The 15,293-nt window shown below is 70.4% G+C and carries 12 protein-coding genes; 5 read left to right on the forward strand and 7 right to left on the reverse strand.

Annotated features, from left to right (window positions below; all coding sequences use genetic code 11):
• The first annotated feature begins 73 nt into the window (after nt 1-73).
• The gene (locus AB0L75_RS10005; RefSeq protein WP_365177939.1) at nt 74-583 is read left to right on the forward strand and encodes a CGNR zinc finger domain-containing protein; all 510 of its coding nucleotides are present in this window, start codon (nt 74-76) and stop codon (nt 581-583) included.
• 104 nt (nt 584-687) lie between these two features.
• On the opposite strand, the gene AB0L75_RS10010 is transcribed toward AB0L75_RS10005, so the two are convergent.
• A complete protein-coding gene (locus AB0L75_RS10010) occupies nt 688-2,031 on the reverse strand; it encodes a UDP-glucose/GDP-mannose dehydrogenase family protein (protein ID WP_365177942.1) in 1,344 nt (447 codons plus the stop codon).
• Between the two features lie 180 nt (nt 2,032-2,211).
• Between AB0L75_RS10010 and AB0L75_RS10015 the strand changes: the two genes are divergently transcribed.
• Together AB0L75_RS10015 and AB0L75_RS10020 are read left to right on the forward strand one after the other, a co-directional pair.
• Complete coding sequence (locus AB0L75_RS10015; protein ID WP_365177945.1) at nt 2,212-3,369, forward strand: acyl-CoA dehydrogenase family protein; 1,158 nt, start codon at nt 2,212-2,214, stop codon at nt 3,367-3,369.
• Nucleotides 3,370-3,530: 161 nt separating this feature from the next.
• On the forward strand, nt 3,531-3,893 hold the full coding sequence (locus tag AB0L75_RS10020) for a four-helix bundle copper-binding protein (protein WP_365177948.1): 363 nt from the start codon (nt 3,531-3,533) through the stop codon (nt 3,891-3,893).
• Between the two features lie 67 nt (nt 3,894-3,960).
• Here the strand turns inward: AB0L75_RS10020 and AB0L75_RS10025 are convergent, their stop codons facing one another.
• On the reverse strand, nt 3,961-5,268 hold the full coding sequence (locus tag AB0L75_RS10025) for an LCP family protein (protein ID WP_365177951.1): 1,308 nt from the start codon (nt 5,266-5,268) through the stop codon (nt 3,961-3,963).
• A 119-nt stretch (nt 5,269-5,387) separates the two neighbouring features.
• Between AB0L75_RS10025 and AB0L75_RS10030 the strand changes: the two genes are divergently transcribed.
• Nucleotides 5,388-5,936: an acyl-CoA thioesterase gene (locus AB0L75_RS10030; protein WP_365177953.1), complete on the forward strand. Its 549-nt coding sequence runs from the start codon at nt 5,388-5,390 to the stop codon at nt 5,934-5,936.
• Between the two features lie 716 nt (nt 5,937-6,652).
• Here AB0L75_RS10030 and AB0L75_RS10035 read toward each other — a convergent pair.
• Nucleotides 6,653-8,017, reverse strand: a complete 1,365-nt coding sequence (locus AB0L75_RS10035; protein WP_365177956.1) for an LCP family protein — start codon at nt 8,015-8,017, stop codon at nt 6,653-6,655.
• Nucleotides 8,018-8,269: 252 nt separating this feature from the next.
• Here AB0L75_RS10035 and AB0L75_RS10040 point away from each other — a divergent pair, with 252 nt between their 5' ends.
• On the forward strand, nt 8,270-9,298 hold the full coding sequence (locus tag AB0L75_RS10040) for a glycosyltransferase family 2 protein (RefSeq protein ID WP_365177959.1): 1,029 nt from the start codon (nt 8,270-8,272) through the stop codon (nt 9,296-9,298).
• Nucleotides 9,299-9,419: 121 nt separating this feature from the next.
• Here AB0L75_RS10040 and AB0L75_RS10045 read toward each other — a convergent pair whose 3' ends face one another.
• From AB0L75_RS10045 to AB0L75_RS10060, 4 genes are all read right to left on the reverse strand, one after another.
• Nucleotides 9,420-11,027, reverse strand: a complete 1,608-nt coding sequence (locus AB0L75_RS10045; protein WP_365177961.1) for an LCP family protein — start codon at nt 11,025-11,027, stop codon at nt 9,420-9,422.
• Between the two features lie 141 nt (nt 11,028-11,168).
• A complete protein-coding gene (locus AB0L75_RS10050; protein WP_365177964.1) occupies nt 11,169-12,926 on the reverse strand; it encodes an LCP family protein in 1,758 nt (585 codons plus the stop codon).
• Between the two features lie 230 nt (nt 12,927-13,156).
• Nucleotides 13,157-14,389, reverse strand: coding sequence for an LCP family protein (locus tag AB0L75_RS10055; RefSeq protein WP_365177967.1), 1,233 nt, complete (start codon nt 14,387-14,389; stop codon nt 13,157-13,159).
• A 111-nt stretch (nt 14,390-14,500) separates the two neighbouring features.
• Complete coding sequence (locus tag AB0L75_RS10060) at nt 14,501-15,256, reverse strand: TIGR03089 family protein (RefSeq protein WP_365177970.1); 756 nt, start codon at nt 15,254-15,256, stop codon at nt 14,501-14,503.
• Nucleotides 15,257-15,293: the final 37 nt, after the last annotated feature.

The following is a 15,293-nucleotide window of genomic DNA, read 5'->3' on the forward strand; positions in this document are numbered from 1 at the left end:
CTCGGTTACCCATAGAGGCGGGTAACAGGTAACGGTTACTGCATGGTCCCCCATAGGAGGTAACGTCGCAAGCATGAATGACAGATCGGCCGCCCCCGGAGCCCTGGCGCTGGTCGAGTCCCTGGTCAACACGCTGGACATCGAGACCGGCGCCGACACACTGGACACCCGGGAGGGCCGCGGCCGCTTCGGGATCGCCGAGGACGATCTGGCCGAGGCGCGGGAGCTGCGGGAGTCGCTGCGGGCCGCACTGCTCGCGCATGCCGGCCACCGGCCGCACCGCGAGGTCACCCCGCTCGGCGAGCTGCTCTCCCGTGCGCCCCTCTACATCGCCGTCGACGAGCAGGACGGATCCGCCGGCTTCGCCGCCCCCGCGGCCGGCTCCCCGCTGCCCACCCGGGTCGCCGCGGCCGTCGCCCAGGCGCTGGTCGCGGGGACCTGGACCCGGCTGAAGGCCTGCGAGGCCGAGACCTGCCACTGGGCGTACTACGACCGCAGCCCGGCCGGCCGCGGCCGCTGGTGCTCGATGCAGGTGTGCGGGGCGCGCGCGAAGATGCGGCGGTACCGGGCCAAGGAGGGGTAACACACAGGAAGTTCACCGGCCAGGCATGTGTCCGGTGGTGCAGAATGCGGAAAGACGCCGCTTCGGCCGACTGAGCCTCGGCCGAAGCGGCGTCACCCTCCGGCTCACGCCGTGGGACGGCCCATCGCCCGGTACGTCCAGCCCGCCCGCCGCCACAGCTCCGGGTCGAGCGCGTTGCGCCCGTCCAGCATCACCCGGGCCGCCGCAGCCTCGCCGAGCGCCGCCGGGTCCAGCTCGCGGAACTCCCCCCACTCGGTGAGGTGCAGCACCACGTCCGCGCCCCGGACCGCCTCCAGCGCCGAGCCGGCATAGCCCAGCGTGGGGAACACCTTGCGGGCGTTGTCGATGCCCTTCGGGTCGTACACCGTCACCTGGCCGCCCTGCAGGTGGATCTGCCCGGCCACGTTCAGCGCGGGCGAGTCCCGGACGTCGTCCGAGTCGGGCTTGAAGGTGGCACCGAGCACCGCGACCCGCTTGCCGAGGAAGGAGCCGCCGCCCAGCGCCTCCCGGGTCATCTCGACCATCTGGCCGCGCCGGCGCATGTTGATGGAGTCGATCTCGCGCAGGAAGGTCAGCGCCTGGTCCGCGCCCAGCTCGCCCGCCCGCGCCATGAACGCCCGGATGTCCTTCGGCAGACACCCGCCGCCGAACCCGATCCCGGCCCGCAGGAACTTCCGCCCGATCCGGTCGTCGTGCCCGATGGCCTCCGCCAGCTTCGCCACGTCACCGCCGCCGGCCTCGCACACCTCCGCCATCGCGTTGATGAAGGAGATCTTGGTGGCGAGGAAGGAGTTCGCGGCCGTCTTCACCAGCTCGGCGGTCGGGAAGTCGGTCACCACGAACGGCGTGCCCTCGCCGATCGGGGTCGCGTACACCTCCCGCAGCAGCTTCTCGGCGCGCTCGCTGCGCACGCCCGCCACGATCCGGTCCGGGTGCAGGGTGTCCTGCACGGCGAAGCCCTCGCGCAGGAACTCCGGGTTCCAGGCCAGCTCGGCGTCGCCGCCCGCCGGGGCGTGCTCGGCGAGATAGCCGGCCAGCCGGTCGGCCGAGCCCACCGGCACCGTCGACTTGCCGACGACCAGCGCCGGACCGTGCAGATGCGGGGCGAGAGCGGAGATCGCGGAGTCGACGTACGACATGTCGCACGCGTACTCGCCGTGCTTCTGCGGGGTGTTGACACAGACGAAGTGGACATCGCCGAAGGCGCCGACCTCGGCCCAGTCGGTGGTGAACCGCAACCGCCCGGTGGACCCCTCGAAGCCCGCGACATGCCGGCGCAGCAGCTCTTCGAGACCCGGCTCGTACATGGGGGTCTCGCCGCGCTCCAGCATGGCGATCTTCTCGGGTACGACATCGAGCCCCAGCACCTCGAAGCCCAGCTCGGCCATGGCCGCGGCGTGCGTGGCGCCGAGATAGCCGGTGCCGATCACGGTGATCTTCAGGCTCATGCGTGTGCTCCAGCTAGGGGACTCGTCCGTGCGGTGCCCGAGCATAGTCGGGCCGTCCACCGGGCAATTTCCCCGCTGTCGCGTAGCTCACGTAGGCGTGCTGCGGACAGGCCTCTAAAATTTGAGTTACTTAACGGTAATTAGCGTCAGTATCACTGCGTCTTTGGAGCGTGAGACACCGTGGCCGGATCGGCTGACTTCGACCTGTACCGCCCGTCCGAGGAGCACGACATGCTCCGCGACGCCGTCCGCTCCCTGGTCGAGGCGAAGATCGCGCCGTACGCCACCGCGGTCGACGAGGAGGCCCGCTTCCCGCAGGAGGCCCTCGACGCCCTCGTCGCGGGCGACCTGCACGCGGTCCACGTCCCCGAGGAGTACGGCGGCGCCGGGGCCGACGCGCTCGCCACCGTCATCGTGATCGAGGAGGTGGCCCGCGCCTGTGTCTCCTCCTCCCTCATCCCCGCGGTGAACAAGCTCGGCTCCCTCCCGGTGATCCTCTCCGGCGGCGAGGAGCTGAAGAAGAAGTACCTGACCCCGCTCGCCAAGGGCGAGGCGATGTTCTCGTACTGCCTCTCCGAGCCGGAGGCGGGCTCCGACGCGGCCGGCATGAAGACCAAGGCGGTCCGCGACGGCGACCACTGGATCCTCAACGGCGTGAAGCGCTGGATCACCAACGCCGGAGTCTCCGAGTACTACACGGTCATGGCGGTCACGGACCCCTCGAAGCGCTCGAAGGGCATCTCGGCGTTCGTCGTCGAGAAGTCGGACGAGGGCGTCTCCTTCGGCGCCCCCGAGAAGAAGCTCGGCATCAAGGGCTCCCCGACCCGCGAGGTCTACTTCGACAACGTCCGCATCCCCGCCGACCGCATGATCGGCGAGGAGGGCACCGGCTTCATGACCGCGATGAAGACCCTGGACCACACCCGCATCACCATCGCCGCGCAGGCCCTCGGCGTCGCCCAGGGCGCCTTCGACTACGCCAAGGGCTATGTCCAGGAGCGCAAGCAGTTCGGCAAGGCGATCGCCGACTTCCAGGGCATCCAGTTCATGCTCGCCGACATGTCCATGAAGATCTCGGCGGCTCGCGCCCTCACCTACCAGGCCGCCGCCGCCTCCGAGCGCGGCGACGCCGACCTCACCTACCTGGGCGCCGCCGCCAAGTGCTTCGCCTCGGACGTGGCGATGGAGGTCACCACGGACGCCGTCCAGCTGCTCGGCGGCTACGGCTACACCCGTGACTACCCGGTGGAGCGCATGATGCGTGACGCCAAGATCACCCAGATCTACGAGGGCACGAACCAGGTCCAGCGGATCGTCATGGCCCGCAACCTGCCGTAACGGCAAGGGAGTCACCCGCTCGTCGAAAGGCGCCCTCCGGGGCGCCTTTCCGCACTCCGGGCACACCTGCCGACCGGTCGGTCACATGCGGGGCGGGCCGTGGGGACGTAGGACGGAAGCACACGGGACCCGTCCCGGGTCCCCGCCTCCGAGGAGGAGCCATGACCCGGCCCGGAACGATGACGCCCATGACCCAGCAGATGCAGGACTGCGTCAACGCCTGCATGGCCGCGCACACCATGTGCGAGGAGACCATGAGTTCCTGCATGCAGATGGGCGGTCAGGCCCAGATGCAGATCATGCGCGCGCTCATGGACTGCTCCGAGACGACCCGTGTGTGCGCCGACATGATGATGCGCCGCTCGCCCATGTCGGGCGAGATGTGCGCGATGTGTGCCAGGGCGTGCGACATGTGTGCCGAGGCGTGTATGTCGATGCCGGACGACCCTCAGATGATGCGCTGCGCGGAGGCGTGTCGCCGCTGCGCGGAGATGTGCCGGACGATGGCGGGCGCCAAGATGTGACGCGCTCGCCCCGACGCCAGCGAGGGCACCCGCGCGACGCGGGTGCCCTCGATCTGCGTGTCGTCGGTCAGTTGCCGGAGACGGTGATCTTCTGGTCGTTGTTCAGCTCGTCCACCAGGGTCTTGACCTTCGCCTTGTCCCAGACGAGGTTGCCGCCGACGGAACCGGAGATCGGCATGTTCAGGGACGTGCCGTCACCGCCCTGGACGCCCTTCATCGCCCAGAACATCGAGGCCAGGTCCCACAGGGACATGTCCTTGTCGACGATCAGGGAGTCCAGGCCCGCGCCCATCACCGGGTAGAACGTGAAGGGGTCCAGGACCGTCGACGGGGTGGCCACCTGGTGGGCCAGCGCCGACAGGAACTTCTGCTGGTTCTTGGTGCGCTGCAGGTCGGAGGCGGCGAACGCGTGCCGGGTGCGGACGAAGGCGAGGGCCTGCTGGCCGTTCAGCGTCTGCTCGCCCGCCTGGAAGTCGGCGCCGGACCACTTGTCCTTGAAGGCCTTGTCTATGTTGATGTCGACACCGCCGACCGCGTCCACGATGTTCGCGAAGCCCTGGAAGCCGATCTCGACGTAGTGGTCGATGTGCAGGCCGGTGTTGGCCTCGATCGTGCGGACCAGCAGGGTCGGGCCGTCCTCGGCGTAGGTCGCGTTGAGCTTCTCCTGCCGGCCCGTGGACGGGTAGACCTTCCCGGACGTCCCCTTGAACGACGGGACGGTCACGTTCGAGTCGCGCGGCAGCGAGACCAGCGTGTCGCCGCTGTCACCGACGTGCAGGATCATCATCGAGTCGGTGCGCTTGCCCTCGGCGGCACCGGTGTGCAGCTTCTTCTCGTCCGCCTTGGACATGCCCTCGCGGCTGTCCGAGCCGACGATCAGGTAGTTCGTGCCCGAGCCTGACGCGGGCCGGTCGATGACCTGGGACAGGTCGACCTCGCGGCGCAGCTTGGAGTCGGCCCAGAAGTAGGTCGCGACGGATGTGACGACCAGCACGGTCGCCAGCGTGATCACGGTCCACTTGATCCGGCGCCGCCAGTTCGGGCGCGACCGGTACCGGTCGACCTCCGGGTCCGGGTCGTTGTCGTTGGGCACGAAGCCGCCGCCGTACACCTGTCCGGTGTTGTAGCCGCTGTCGTAGTCGGCGCCCTCGTCGTATCCCTGGCCGTCCGCGTACGACGGCTGCTGCGGCACACCGGCCCCGTACGGCGGCGCCGCCGGGCCGGGGTCGCCGTAGGAGCGCTGCCCGGGCGGTACCGCCGGGCCGCGCCGCACCTGCCGCATCGCGCGCGCGCCCTCCGGCTGCGCGCCGGCGCTTCCGCGTCCGTACCGGGGTCCGCCATTGTTGTCGGACCATCCCTCGGGCCAGTCATTCATGCGCCCCAGTGTGCAGGGCGCGGGTGTGTGCCTTACAAGGGCTGTCGGAAAATAACAGCGGCGCTGTTGCGAAGCCGACACAAAATCCGCGATTGTCACTTCGGCATAAGGTGGACGGCATGACAGACCAGGTCACGGACACGGAACCGGACATCCCCGGCAAGCCGACCTCCGCCTCGCGCACCACCCTCAGCCACATCATGACCCACGGCGACACCAACCTGCTGGGGACGGTGCACGGCGGTGTGATCATGAAGCTGGTCGACGACGCGGCGGGCGCGGTGGCCGGCCGGCACTCCGGCGGTCCCGCCGTCACCGCGTCCATGGACGAGATGGCCTTCCTGGAGCCGGTCCGCGTCGGCGACCTGGTCCATGTCAAGGCGCAGGTGAACTGGACCGGCCGGACCTCCATGGAGGTCGGTGTGCGCGTCCTCGCCGAGCGCTGGAACGAGTCGATGCCGGCCACCCAGGTCGGCTCCGCCTATCTGGTCTTCGCCGCCGTCGACGCCGACGGCAAGCCGCGCCGGGTGCCGCAGGTGCTCCCGGAGACCGACCGCGACCGGCGCCGCTACCAGGAGGCCCAGATCCGCCGCACCCACCGCCTGTCCCGCCGCCGCGCAATCCGCGAACTGCGCGAAAAGAGGGCGGCAGAGGGCTTCGAGGACTGACCCGCCCCCTCCCACCTCGCCCAGCCCCACTCGGCCGCGCCCCGGCCCTGCTCAGACCCACTCGGACTTGCCCGGCCCTGCTCGGGCCCGCCCGGGCCTGCTCGCGCCCGCCTGGACTCGCCGGGACCGAGCCGGGCCTGCCCGGACTTGCTCAGGGCCACTTGGCCCCACCCGTCCTGCTCGGCCCGTCCGCACCTGCTCGCGCCCGCTTGGACTCGTCGGACCTGCTCGGGCCCACCTGGACTCGCCGGGACCGACCCGGGCCTGCCCGGACCTGCTCGGGGCCACTTGGCCCCACCCGGGCCCACCCGTCCTGCTCGGCCCGTCCGCACCTGCTCGCGCCCGCCTGGACTCGTCCGGACTTGGACTCGTCCGGACTTGGACTCGTCCGGACTTGGACTCGCTCGGACCCACCCGGGCCTGCTCGGGCCCACTTGGACTTGCCTGGTCCGACCCGGGCCTGCCCGGATTTGCTCGGCGCCACTTGGCCTCGCTCGCACTCACCCGGGCCCACCCAGGCCTGCCCGGACCCACCCAGGCCTGCCCGGACCCACCCAGGCCTGCCCGGACCCACCCGGGCCTGCTCGGGCCCACTTGGACTTGCCCGGTCCGACCCGGGCCTGCCCGGACTTGCTCGGGTCCGCCTGGACTCGTCGGACCTGCTCGGGCCCGCCCGGGTTCACCCGTACCCACTCACCCCCCGTACCCGCCCGCTCTCAGGCAGTCCCCGTGCAGACCACCTCGTCGCCGCGCAGCACGTTCTGCTGTGGCTGGGACGGGTCCTCGAAGCGGACCTTGCGGACGTCTCTGAAGTCGGCTCCGGCGGTCACCTTCAGCAGCGGGCCCTGGCCCGGTGTCGGACGCAGTTCGCTGCCGGGCAGGGCGGCGGCCAGGGAGCGGGCCGAGCGGTCCCAGCGGGGGTCGTAGAAGATCTCCGTGTGCGGTACATGCCCGGGGGCGGTCACCGGCTGGCGGGTCGTGGCGAAGCCGGTCGCCGCGAGCGCCGTGTCGACCCGCCCCGCGAGTCCCTCCGTGGCGGTGCCGTTCGCCACCTGGACCCGGATCTGCCGCGGGTCCACCTCCACCGGTGTGGGCGCGGGGCCGCGGTGCGGCTGGTCCGAGGTGAGCGGCTTGTCGTCGCGCAGGGCCGTGAAGAGCTGGTCCGCCCTGGCCTGGTCCCACTTCAGGGTCGAGCCGATGCCCCTGACGTCGTAGTTCATCTGCCCGATGGGCACGGTGACGAACTCGGAGGAGGACGGGGAGAAGGTCCGCATGGCCCGGCCGAGGTCGAGCAGCTCGTCGGCTCCGAAGCCCTCGTCGGCGCGGACCGAGCCGAGCACCGCCCGCGTGACGTCCCGGAACCGCATCGGGTTCAGCAGCACCCCGGAGGAGGTGGCCCGCTCGATCAGCGCGGCCAGGAACTGCTGCTGCCGCTTCATCCGGCCCAGGTCGCTCGCCCCGTCGATGTGCCGCGCCCGCACGTACTGCAGGGCCTGCCCGCCGCCGAGGGTGTGGGTGCCGGGGGCGAGGTCGAGGCCGGTGTAGGAGTCCTTCAGCGGGGACGTCGTGCAGATCTTCACGCCGCCGAGGACGTCCACGGTCTTCATGAAGCTGGCGAAGTCGACCTCCAGATAGTGGTCGATCTTCACATGGGTCATGTTCTCGACCGTGCGGATGGTCAGCTGCGGGCCGCCCTCGGCGTAGGCCGCGTTGAGCCTGATCGGATGCGGCGGTCCGGAAGCGTCGTCGTTGGGCGTGGGCACCTCGGCGTAGGAGTCGCGCGGCAGGCTCACCACGGTGGCCCGGTCCCGGTTCTCCGAGATGTGCACGATCATCATCGTGTCGGTGCAGTGGCAGGGCACCCCGCCCAGCCGGAACTGCCGCCGCTCCTGCTCGGTGATCTTGTCGCGGCCGTCGGTGCCGACCAGCAGCACGTTCGTACCGTGGCCCGCACGGGGCCGGTTCTTCATGTCCTTGAAGGCGTCGACCCGGGCGATACCCGCGTCCAGGCTGCTGATCACCGCGTGCCCGATCCCGGCGGAGGCCAGCACCAGCACGGACAGCGTGGTCACCGCCCGCATGGCCCACCGGGGCCGCCGCGGCGGTCGCAGGGACCTCACGGGCCGCTCGGGCGGGCGCGGCACACGGCGGGGTGGCTGCGGTCGGCGCTGCGGACGAGCGGGCAACCGGGGCGGGCTGGCCAAGAAGGACACCTCCGGGCGAGGCCGTACGTGGGATCCGTGAGCACCGTAGGCCGATACGATCTCCAGCCCGCGTCTTACGCCCCGGCGGCGCGCACCGGTGTCCCCCGTTCGCGGTAACGTGAGCCCCCTATGAACGCCAAGCCCGACGTGCGGCTCCCCGCTGTTTCCGTGATCATGCCCGTCCTCAATGAGGAGCGGCATCTGCGCGGGGCCGTCCAAGCGATCCTCGCGCAGGAGTACGCCGGCGAGCTGGAGGTCGTCATCGCCCTCGGTCCGTCCGCGGACCGCACGGACGAGATCGCCGCCGAGCTGGTGAACGAAGACCCGCGCGTCCATACCGTCCCGAACCCCACCGGCCGCACCCCCGCCGCGCTGAACGCGGCGATCAAGGCGTCCCGGCACCCGATCGTGGTCCGCGTCGACGGCCATGGCATGCTCTCGCCGAACTACATCGCCACCGCCGTCCGGCTGCTGGAGGAGACCGGCGCGCAGAACGTCGGCGGCATCATGCACGCCGAGGGCGAGAACGCCTGGGAGCACGCGGTCGCGGCCGCCATGACCTCGAAGATCGGCGTCGGCAACGCAGCCTTCCACACGGGCGGCGAGGCGGGCCCCGCCGAGACGGTCTACCTCGGTGTCTTCCGCCGCGAGGCGCTGGAGCAACAGGGCGGCTACAACGAGGAGTTCATCCGCGCCCAGGACTGGGAGCTGAACTTCCGGATCAGGGAGGCGGGCGGGCTCATCTGGTTCTCGCCCGAGCTGAAGGTGTCGTACCGGCCGCGGCCGAGCGTGCGGGCCCTCGCCAAGCAGTACAAGGACTACGGCCGCTGGCGGCATGTCGTGGCCCGCTACCACTCCGGCTCCATCAACCTGCGCTATCTCGCCCCGCCGACGGCGGTGTGCGCGATAGCGGCCGGCATCGTGGCCGGCGCGGCGCTCACCCCGTGGGCTTTCGTCGTCCCCGGCGGCTATCTGGCGGCGATCGTCGCGGGCTCCGTCCCGGCGGGCGAGGGGCTGCCCCTGAAGGCCCGGCTGCAGATCCCGGTGGCCCTCGCCACCATGCACATGTCGTGGGGCTGGGGCTTTCTGACCAGCCCGAAGTCGCTGGCGAAGAAGGTCATCGCGTCGCGGCGTCCGGCGGTGCTCAGCGCGCACTGAAGCGCGTACCGCAGCCACGCACGCACAGACCTCAATGGCCCCTCCCGCACTCCGGGAGGGGCCATTCGGCTACCACTGATGGCTACCACTGATGGCTACCACTGATGGCCACCACCGGTGGCTACCACTGATAAGGCTTGTACACGTCCATGCACTGCGAGGCGTCCGACCCGTTGATGGCGTCGGAGCCGGAGGGTACGTCGCCGGCCTTCGGTTTGGCCTTCTGGGGATAGGCGGTGCCGGTGCGCCAGTCCGCGCCCACGACCACCGTGACCCCCGACACCTCGGTCGACTTCTTCACCGCGCTCACCGGGATCCCGAGCGCCTTCGCCACCGCCTCCGCGTCACCCTGCAGGTCCGCACTCGGGTACTGCACGACCGTACTGTCCGCGGACAGTGTTCCCGAAGTGTCCGCGGTCGCCCGCGCGTAGCCCTTCTGCGCCAGCGCCTCGCTGATGTCGTTCGCCCGCCCCTGGACCGCGCCCTGCGACGACGTCCGGGTGGCGTTGCGCACCAGCACGCCCAGCCGGCCCGGGTCCGTGGACGGCGACCTGGTCGCCGTGTCCTTGCTCGCGACCTGTTTCGTCTCCGCGGCCGTGCCGTTCTTGTCGAGCGGCACGTCGTCGCGGAGCATCTGCCAGAGCTGGGCGGCACCGGCCGGGTCCGGCACGACGTGCTCGGAGTCCCGGGAGTCCTTGACGTTGGGCATCGTCACCGACGTGATGCGGTTCGTCGGCACCGACTTCATCTCCGTGCCCAGGTCGTACAGCTTCTTGACCGTGCCGATCTCCTCGGAGACCTTCAGGGACTTGGTGGCCGCCTCGGCCAGGTCCATCAGCCGGCCGGTGTCGGTGAACACGTTCTGGTGCTTCAGCGTGCGGATCATCGAGTTCAGGTACATGTGCTGGGCGCGGGCCCGCATCAGGTCGCTGCCCCAGGCGTGCCGCGTGCGCAGCCACTGCAGGGCCTGCACGCCCTGGACCTTGTGCGTCCCGGCCGTCAACTTCAGCCCGGAGCCGCCGCGCTGGGCCGCCGTCGAGTGGTCCCAGACGTTCTGCTTCACGCAGACGTCGACGCCGCCGATGGCGTCCGCCATGCTCACCACACCCGCGAAGTCGATCATCATCCAGTGGTCGATGTAGACCCCGGTGAGGTTCTCCCAGGTGGCCAGCGTGCAGCCGGCGCCGCCGCGGGCCAGCGTGGTGTTGATGATGTCTTCGGTCGCCGGGTAGACCTTGCCGCTGTCGGGGTCGGTGCACTTGGGGATGGAGACGCGGGTGTCCCGGGGGATGCTCACCATGGCGGCGCTCTTGCGGTCCGCGGAGAGGTGGATGAGCATCTGCACATCGGCGAGCGGGGGGCTGCCGCGGTCGTACTTGGCGCCGCCGAGCTTCACGTTCTCGTCGGAGTTACGGCTGTCCGAGCCGATCAGCAGGATGTTCACCGGCGTCTGCCCGGCCGCGTTCGCCGGTGTCTTCAGCGCCTTGGAGTCGTCGCCGCTGCTGCGCTGGCCCTTCTGGATGTTGGCGTTCAGGTGCTGGTAGTAGAGATAGCCGGCGCTCGCGGTACCGAGTATCACCACCGCGAGGGTGATGGCCGACCAGCGCAGGGCCCGACGTCTGCGGCGCGGCTGCCCGGTCCCGGAACGGTTTCCGCTTCTGCGCCGCCCTCCGCCGCCGCGCCGACCGGATCCCTCCGGCGCCCTGCCGACCTTCGGTGCGAGCGACATCGTGTCGTCGACCGCAGGATCCTGCCCTCGCACATCGCTCTGCGCCAAACTTCCTGCCCTCCCCACCCTTGTGCGTACAAACGGGCCCATCCCGCGCCCAGTTAGACGCACGACGGACCCGCCTGGTTACCTAAGAATTAGCTAAGAAGCACACTTCACCTTGTCCGCCGTGGACTTGTCGACGTCCGGTGCTTTCTTCGGAGCGGTGAGGGAGACACCCGCACCCTTGAAGTCCTTGCCCAGGGTCAGCGTCATCGCCGGCAGCCCCTGGGAGTTGGTCACGCTCTTACCGGGCTTGAGCGCGGAACCGGACAGGCCCATCAGATGCGCCAGCTCCCGCGCCTGGGCCGCCTGGTCGGGCGCGTACTCCAGCGTGGTCCTGGTCAGGGCGGCCGCGTTGCCCGCGTTCTCGGACTTGAGCACGCCCTCCTGGGTCTGCAGCCACTGCAGGGTCTCCTGCGCACTGCCCGCCTCGGCACCGCCGTTGAGGACCCGCACCCGTACGTCGGCGGGCGCGGACATGCTGCCCTTCAGACGCGCGGCCTCCGCGTCCTTCTCCGCCTTCTGCTGCTTCTTCACCTCGGTGAAGGAGACGTCGTTCTTGATGGCGTCGAAGACCTGGGGTGCGGTGGTCTGGTTGACGATGACCGTCTTGTGGACGGCGCCGTCGGCCGGGTTGTCGATCACGGGCACCGTCACGAACGAGATGTTCTTCGTCGGAACCTTCTTCAGCTCCAGCGCGATGTCCTTGAGCGTGCCCACGGAGCCGATGCCCTTGTCGACGGTCAGCGCCTTCGTGGCGGCCTCGGCGAGGTCGATCAGCTTCGTCGGGTCGGTGAGCGTGTCGCCGGAGGACATCTTCCGCATCAGCGAGCCCATGAACTGCTGCTGCGCCTTGATGCGGTCGAGGTCGCCCTGGTTGCCCCAGCTGTGCCGGGTGCGGACGAACGCCAGCGCCTGTTCGCCTTCCACCGTGGACTTGCCGGCGGGCAGCTTCAGGTGCGACTCCTTGTCGTTCACCGGGTGCGCGAGACACACGTCCACCCCGCCGACCGCCGAGGTCAGCGTCTTCACCGCGTTGAAGTCCACCATCATGAAGTGGTCCGGCATGATGCCGGTGACCGCCTGGACGGTGCGCATGGTGCAGCCGGGGTCCCGGCCGTCCTGCCCCAGGCTGGTGTTGAAGCGCACGTTGTCCGTGCCGGGGATGACCTTCACGCTGTCATCGGGCTGCTTGGTCGGGCAGTCGGGCACGTTCGTGACCAGGTCGCGCGGAATGCTGAGCGCGGTCGCGTTCGACCGGTCCTTGGAGACGTGCAGCAGGATGTTGGTGTCGGCGTGCCCGACGCTGCCCTTGTCGCCGTAGCCCTCGTTGCCCTTGCCGGTGCGCTTGTCCGTGCCGATGATCAGGATGTTGAAGGCGTCGTCCTTGCTGAAGCCGTTCTTGGCCGCGCTGCCGACGTCCGTCGTGGTGACGTTGCCCTCAAGGTGCTTGAGGTAGAGGTAGCCGGCCGTGCCGATGGCGACCAGCACGAACGCCGTGCCGCCGGCGGTCCACGCCAGGATCTTCTTGACCTTCGACTTCTTCTTCACCGGCCGCCGGGACGCCCTGCGCCCCTGTGCGGTCTCCGGCTCGCCGCCCTTGCGCCGGGCCGACCGCGGCGGCGGTACGGAACCGCCGCGCGCCCTGCCCGTCTCGCGGGTCTCGCCGGGCGCCGCGTCCTTGCGGCGGCGCGGCCCACCGGAGTTGTCCCGGGGGGCGGGTCTGCGGGGGCGGGGAACCGACGACTGCGGTGCGGAAGGGCCCAGTCGCAGTTCGTATTCGCCGGTGTTCGGATTGAGCACCCACTGATCTGCGGGGTCGATGTTGTCCGCCCGCCCACGGCCTTGCGCGTCCACGATTGTCCGAATCCTCCGTCGGGGCCACGCGGCGCCTTCCCCCTCAAAGGCGCTCGGGTCTCGGTGAAACAGTGCACGGCCCCAGGACGGACCTCGCGGCCGGGTGCACCGGATCGCTCACACTATCCGCCCAGTTCAGCGTCAAGCGACGCCGGTGACAAATTCCCTTGCCTGCAACTGGGCAATCCGCCCCATTTCCTGGTGGGAAGTCCGGCGTCTTGATGCGCGCATTACTCACAGGTGTGTTCTGCGGCGGTGTTCCCGTGGAACGTGGGCGCGGGGGAGGGCTCGCCCTTCGTGCGGGAGGGGCCGCCCTTCACGAGGAGGGAATTGCCCGCCCCGAGGGGGGAATTGCCCTTTCCGTCCGGCTCGGTGGCCGCCCGTGGCGCGTTCCGGGCCACCGCCACCGGCCGGTCGGCCCGCAGCCGCGCGAACAGCTTCTCGGCTTCCGGCTCCACGAGTTGGTCACGATTGGCGTCGTAGACGTACGACTCCCTCGGTACGGTCAGGAACTGCACCCGTTCGGTGGGGATGTCGCGCAGCCCGCGCACCAACTGGTACATCCCACGCAGACTGGCCAGTTCCGGATCGGTGGTCAGCGAGGAGGTCGCCGCGTCCAGCACCGGATACAGCTTCACCGGATTCAGCAGGACGTCGGTGCTCTGCATCTTGTCGACGAGCGCGCCGAGAAACCGCTGCTGGCGTTCCATCCGCTCGGTGTCGCTGCCGTCGCCGAGCGACTTGCGGGCCCGCACGAACCCGAGCGCCTGCTCCCCGTCGAGCATGACCTTCCCCGCGGGCAGCTTCAGCCTGGCCGCCTTGTCGTCGATGGGCTCCTTCAGGCAGACCTGCACCCCGTCGACGGCGTCCACCATCTCCTTGAACCCGCTGAAGTCCACGACCACGTGATGGTCGATCCGGATGTCCGTCAGCTTCTCCACGGTCCGGATCGTGCACGCCGAACCGCCCACCTGGAAGGCGTGGTTGAACATCGCGAACACCGGATCGCCGCGGCTGCCGTCCGACTGCCGGCAGCCGGGGATGTCCACCATCAGATCCCTCGGCAGCGACACGGCGGTGGCACTGCGCCGGTCGGCGGCCAGATGCAGCAGGATCGTGGTGTCCGACCGCTCACTGCCCAGATCCCGCCCGTACCGCGCGTTCCCGTCCCCGGCCCGCGTGTCGGACCCGATCAGCAGGATGTTCTGCGCGCCCCGCACCAGCGCGGTGGGCCGCTCCCGCTCGTACCGGGCCAGTTCCCGGGCGGCCGCGTCGTCCGCCGTGATGTTCGCACTGAGCTTGGCGTACAGGGCCCAGCCGGTCCCGGCGGCCGCCGCCACGAGCACGGCCAGCCCGAGCGCCGTCCCCTTCACCCACCGCCGCCGACGCCGCCGCCCGAGCCCCTCCCCGGTGGCCGAGGCTCCGAGACCGGGACCGAGGGCCTTGCCTGCGCAGTCGGTCACGGGCGGGGCACCCCCTCATGGCGTACGAGCGTCGTGTCCTGCTCCTACGAGCGTGGCGGGGGAGGGGCCCCGAAGCGCCCTTTGCTGCTCCGACTGGGGGAACCTCGGCCCCTACCGGCGCACCGCGGTCACCCGCTCACTCTCGATCCGCTGGGCGAGGGAATCCTCATCCAGCTGTTCGAGGTTCCGGCAGAGCACCACGGACCCGCCGACGGCCAACGGCGCGTACAACCCCGCGCCGACCCCTTCCCAGGTGTCGTACGACAGCCCCGACAGCAGCCTCGACCCCGGCCCCGTCAGATCCAGCGCAGGCGCCTCGGCCAAGGCCCGCTCGACCACCTCCGCCCCGCTGAACTCCCGCCCGGCGACGATCAGCGCGGGCTCCTCCGGGTCCACCGGGGCGAAGGGAGCGAACCGGTCCCCCTGGCCCGGCACCTCGACGGCGTAATCGGCGAAGCCGACCGGCGGCTCGGGGAACCGCCCGCCGAGCGGCCGTAGCGCCAGTGCGACCCGCTCGCCCCGGCACGCCCGCGCCGCTTCGAGCGAGTCCGGCCCGCTGACCACCACGTCGGCGGCCCCCGGATCCCCGCCGAGATCCGCCACCACGCCCACCGAGGAACAGGCCAGCAGCCACACCGCCGTCTGCCAGTGCGCGGGCAGCAGCAGCGCGACCCGGTCGCCGGGCCCGGCGGAGAGTTCGCCCTGGAGGAGATTCGCTGTCTTGGCCACCCAATTGGCGAAGGTGGCCACGGACAGTTCGACGCGTTCGCCCGTGGCGTCGTCGTAGAAGGTCACCAGCGGGCGGCCGGGGTCCGCGGCGAGCGCGGAAGCCAGCAGGTCGGCAGGGGTGCGATCGGTGGCGTTCACCCGGAAAAGGGTACGCGCGGGCGGGCGCGCGCGGCGT

Origin of the sequence: Streptomyces sp. NPDC052101, from assembly GCF_040680235.1 — a bacterium.
In the GTDB taxonomy this organism is placed as follows: domain Bacteria; phylum Actinomycetota; class Actinomycetes; order Streptomycetales; family Streptomycetaceae; genus Streptomyces.

Bases quoted from the DNA above. Each gene is read 5' to 3' on its own strand.
- AB0L75_RS10040 (WP_365177959.1), top strand. From the start codon at position 8,270: ATGAACGCCAAGCCCGACGTGCGGCTCCCCGCTGTTTCCGTGATCATG.
- AB0L75_RS10020 (WP_365177948.1), top strand. From the start codon at position 3,531: ATGACCCGGCCCGGAACGATGACGCCCATGACCCAGCAGATGCAGGAC.
- AB0L75_RS10010 (WP_365177942.1), bottom strand. From the start codon at position 2,031: ATGAGCCTGAAGATCACCGTGATCGGCACCGGCTATCTCGGCGCCACG.
- AB0L75_RS10030 (WP_365177953.1), top strand. From the start codon at position 5,388: ATGACAGACCAGGTCACGGACACGGAACCGGACATCCCCGGCAAGCCG.
- AB0L75_RS10005 (WP_365177939.1), top strand. From the start codon at position 74: ATGAATGACAGATCGGCCGCCCCCGGAGCCCTGGCGCTGGTCGAGTCC.
- AB0L75_RS10035 (WP_365177956.1), bottom strand. From the start codon at position 8,017: ATGCGGGCGGTGACCACGCTGTCCGTGCTGGTGCTGGCCTCCGCCGGG.
- AB0L75_RS10025 (WP_365177951.1), bottom strand. From the start codon at position 5,268: ATGAATGACTGGCCCGAGGGATGGTCCGACAACAATGGCGGACCCCGG.
- AB0L75_RS10045 (WP_365177961.1), bottom strand. From the start codon at position 11,027: ATGTCGCTCGCACCGAAGGTCGGCAGGGCGCCGGAGGGATCCGGTCGG.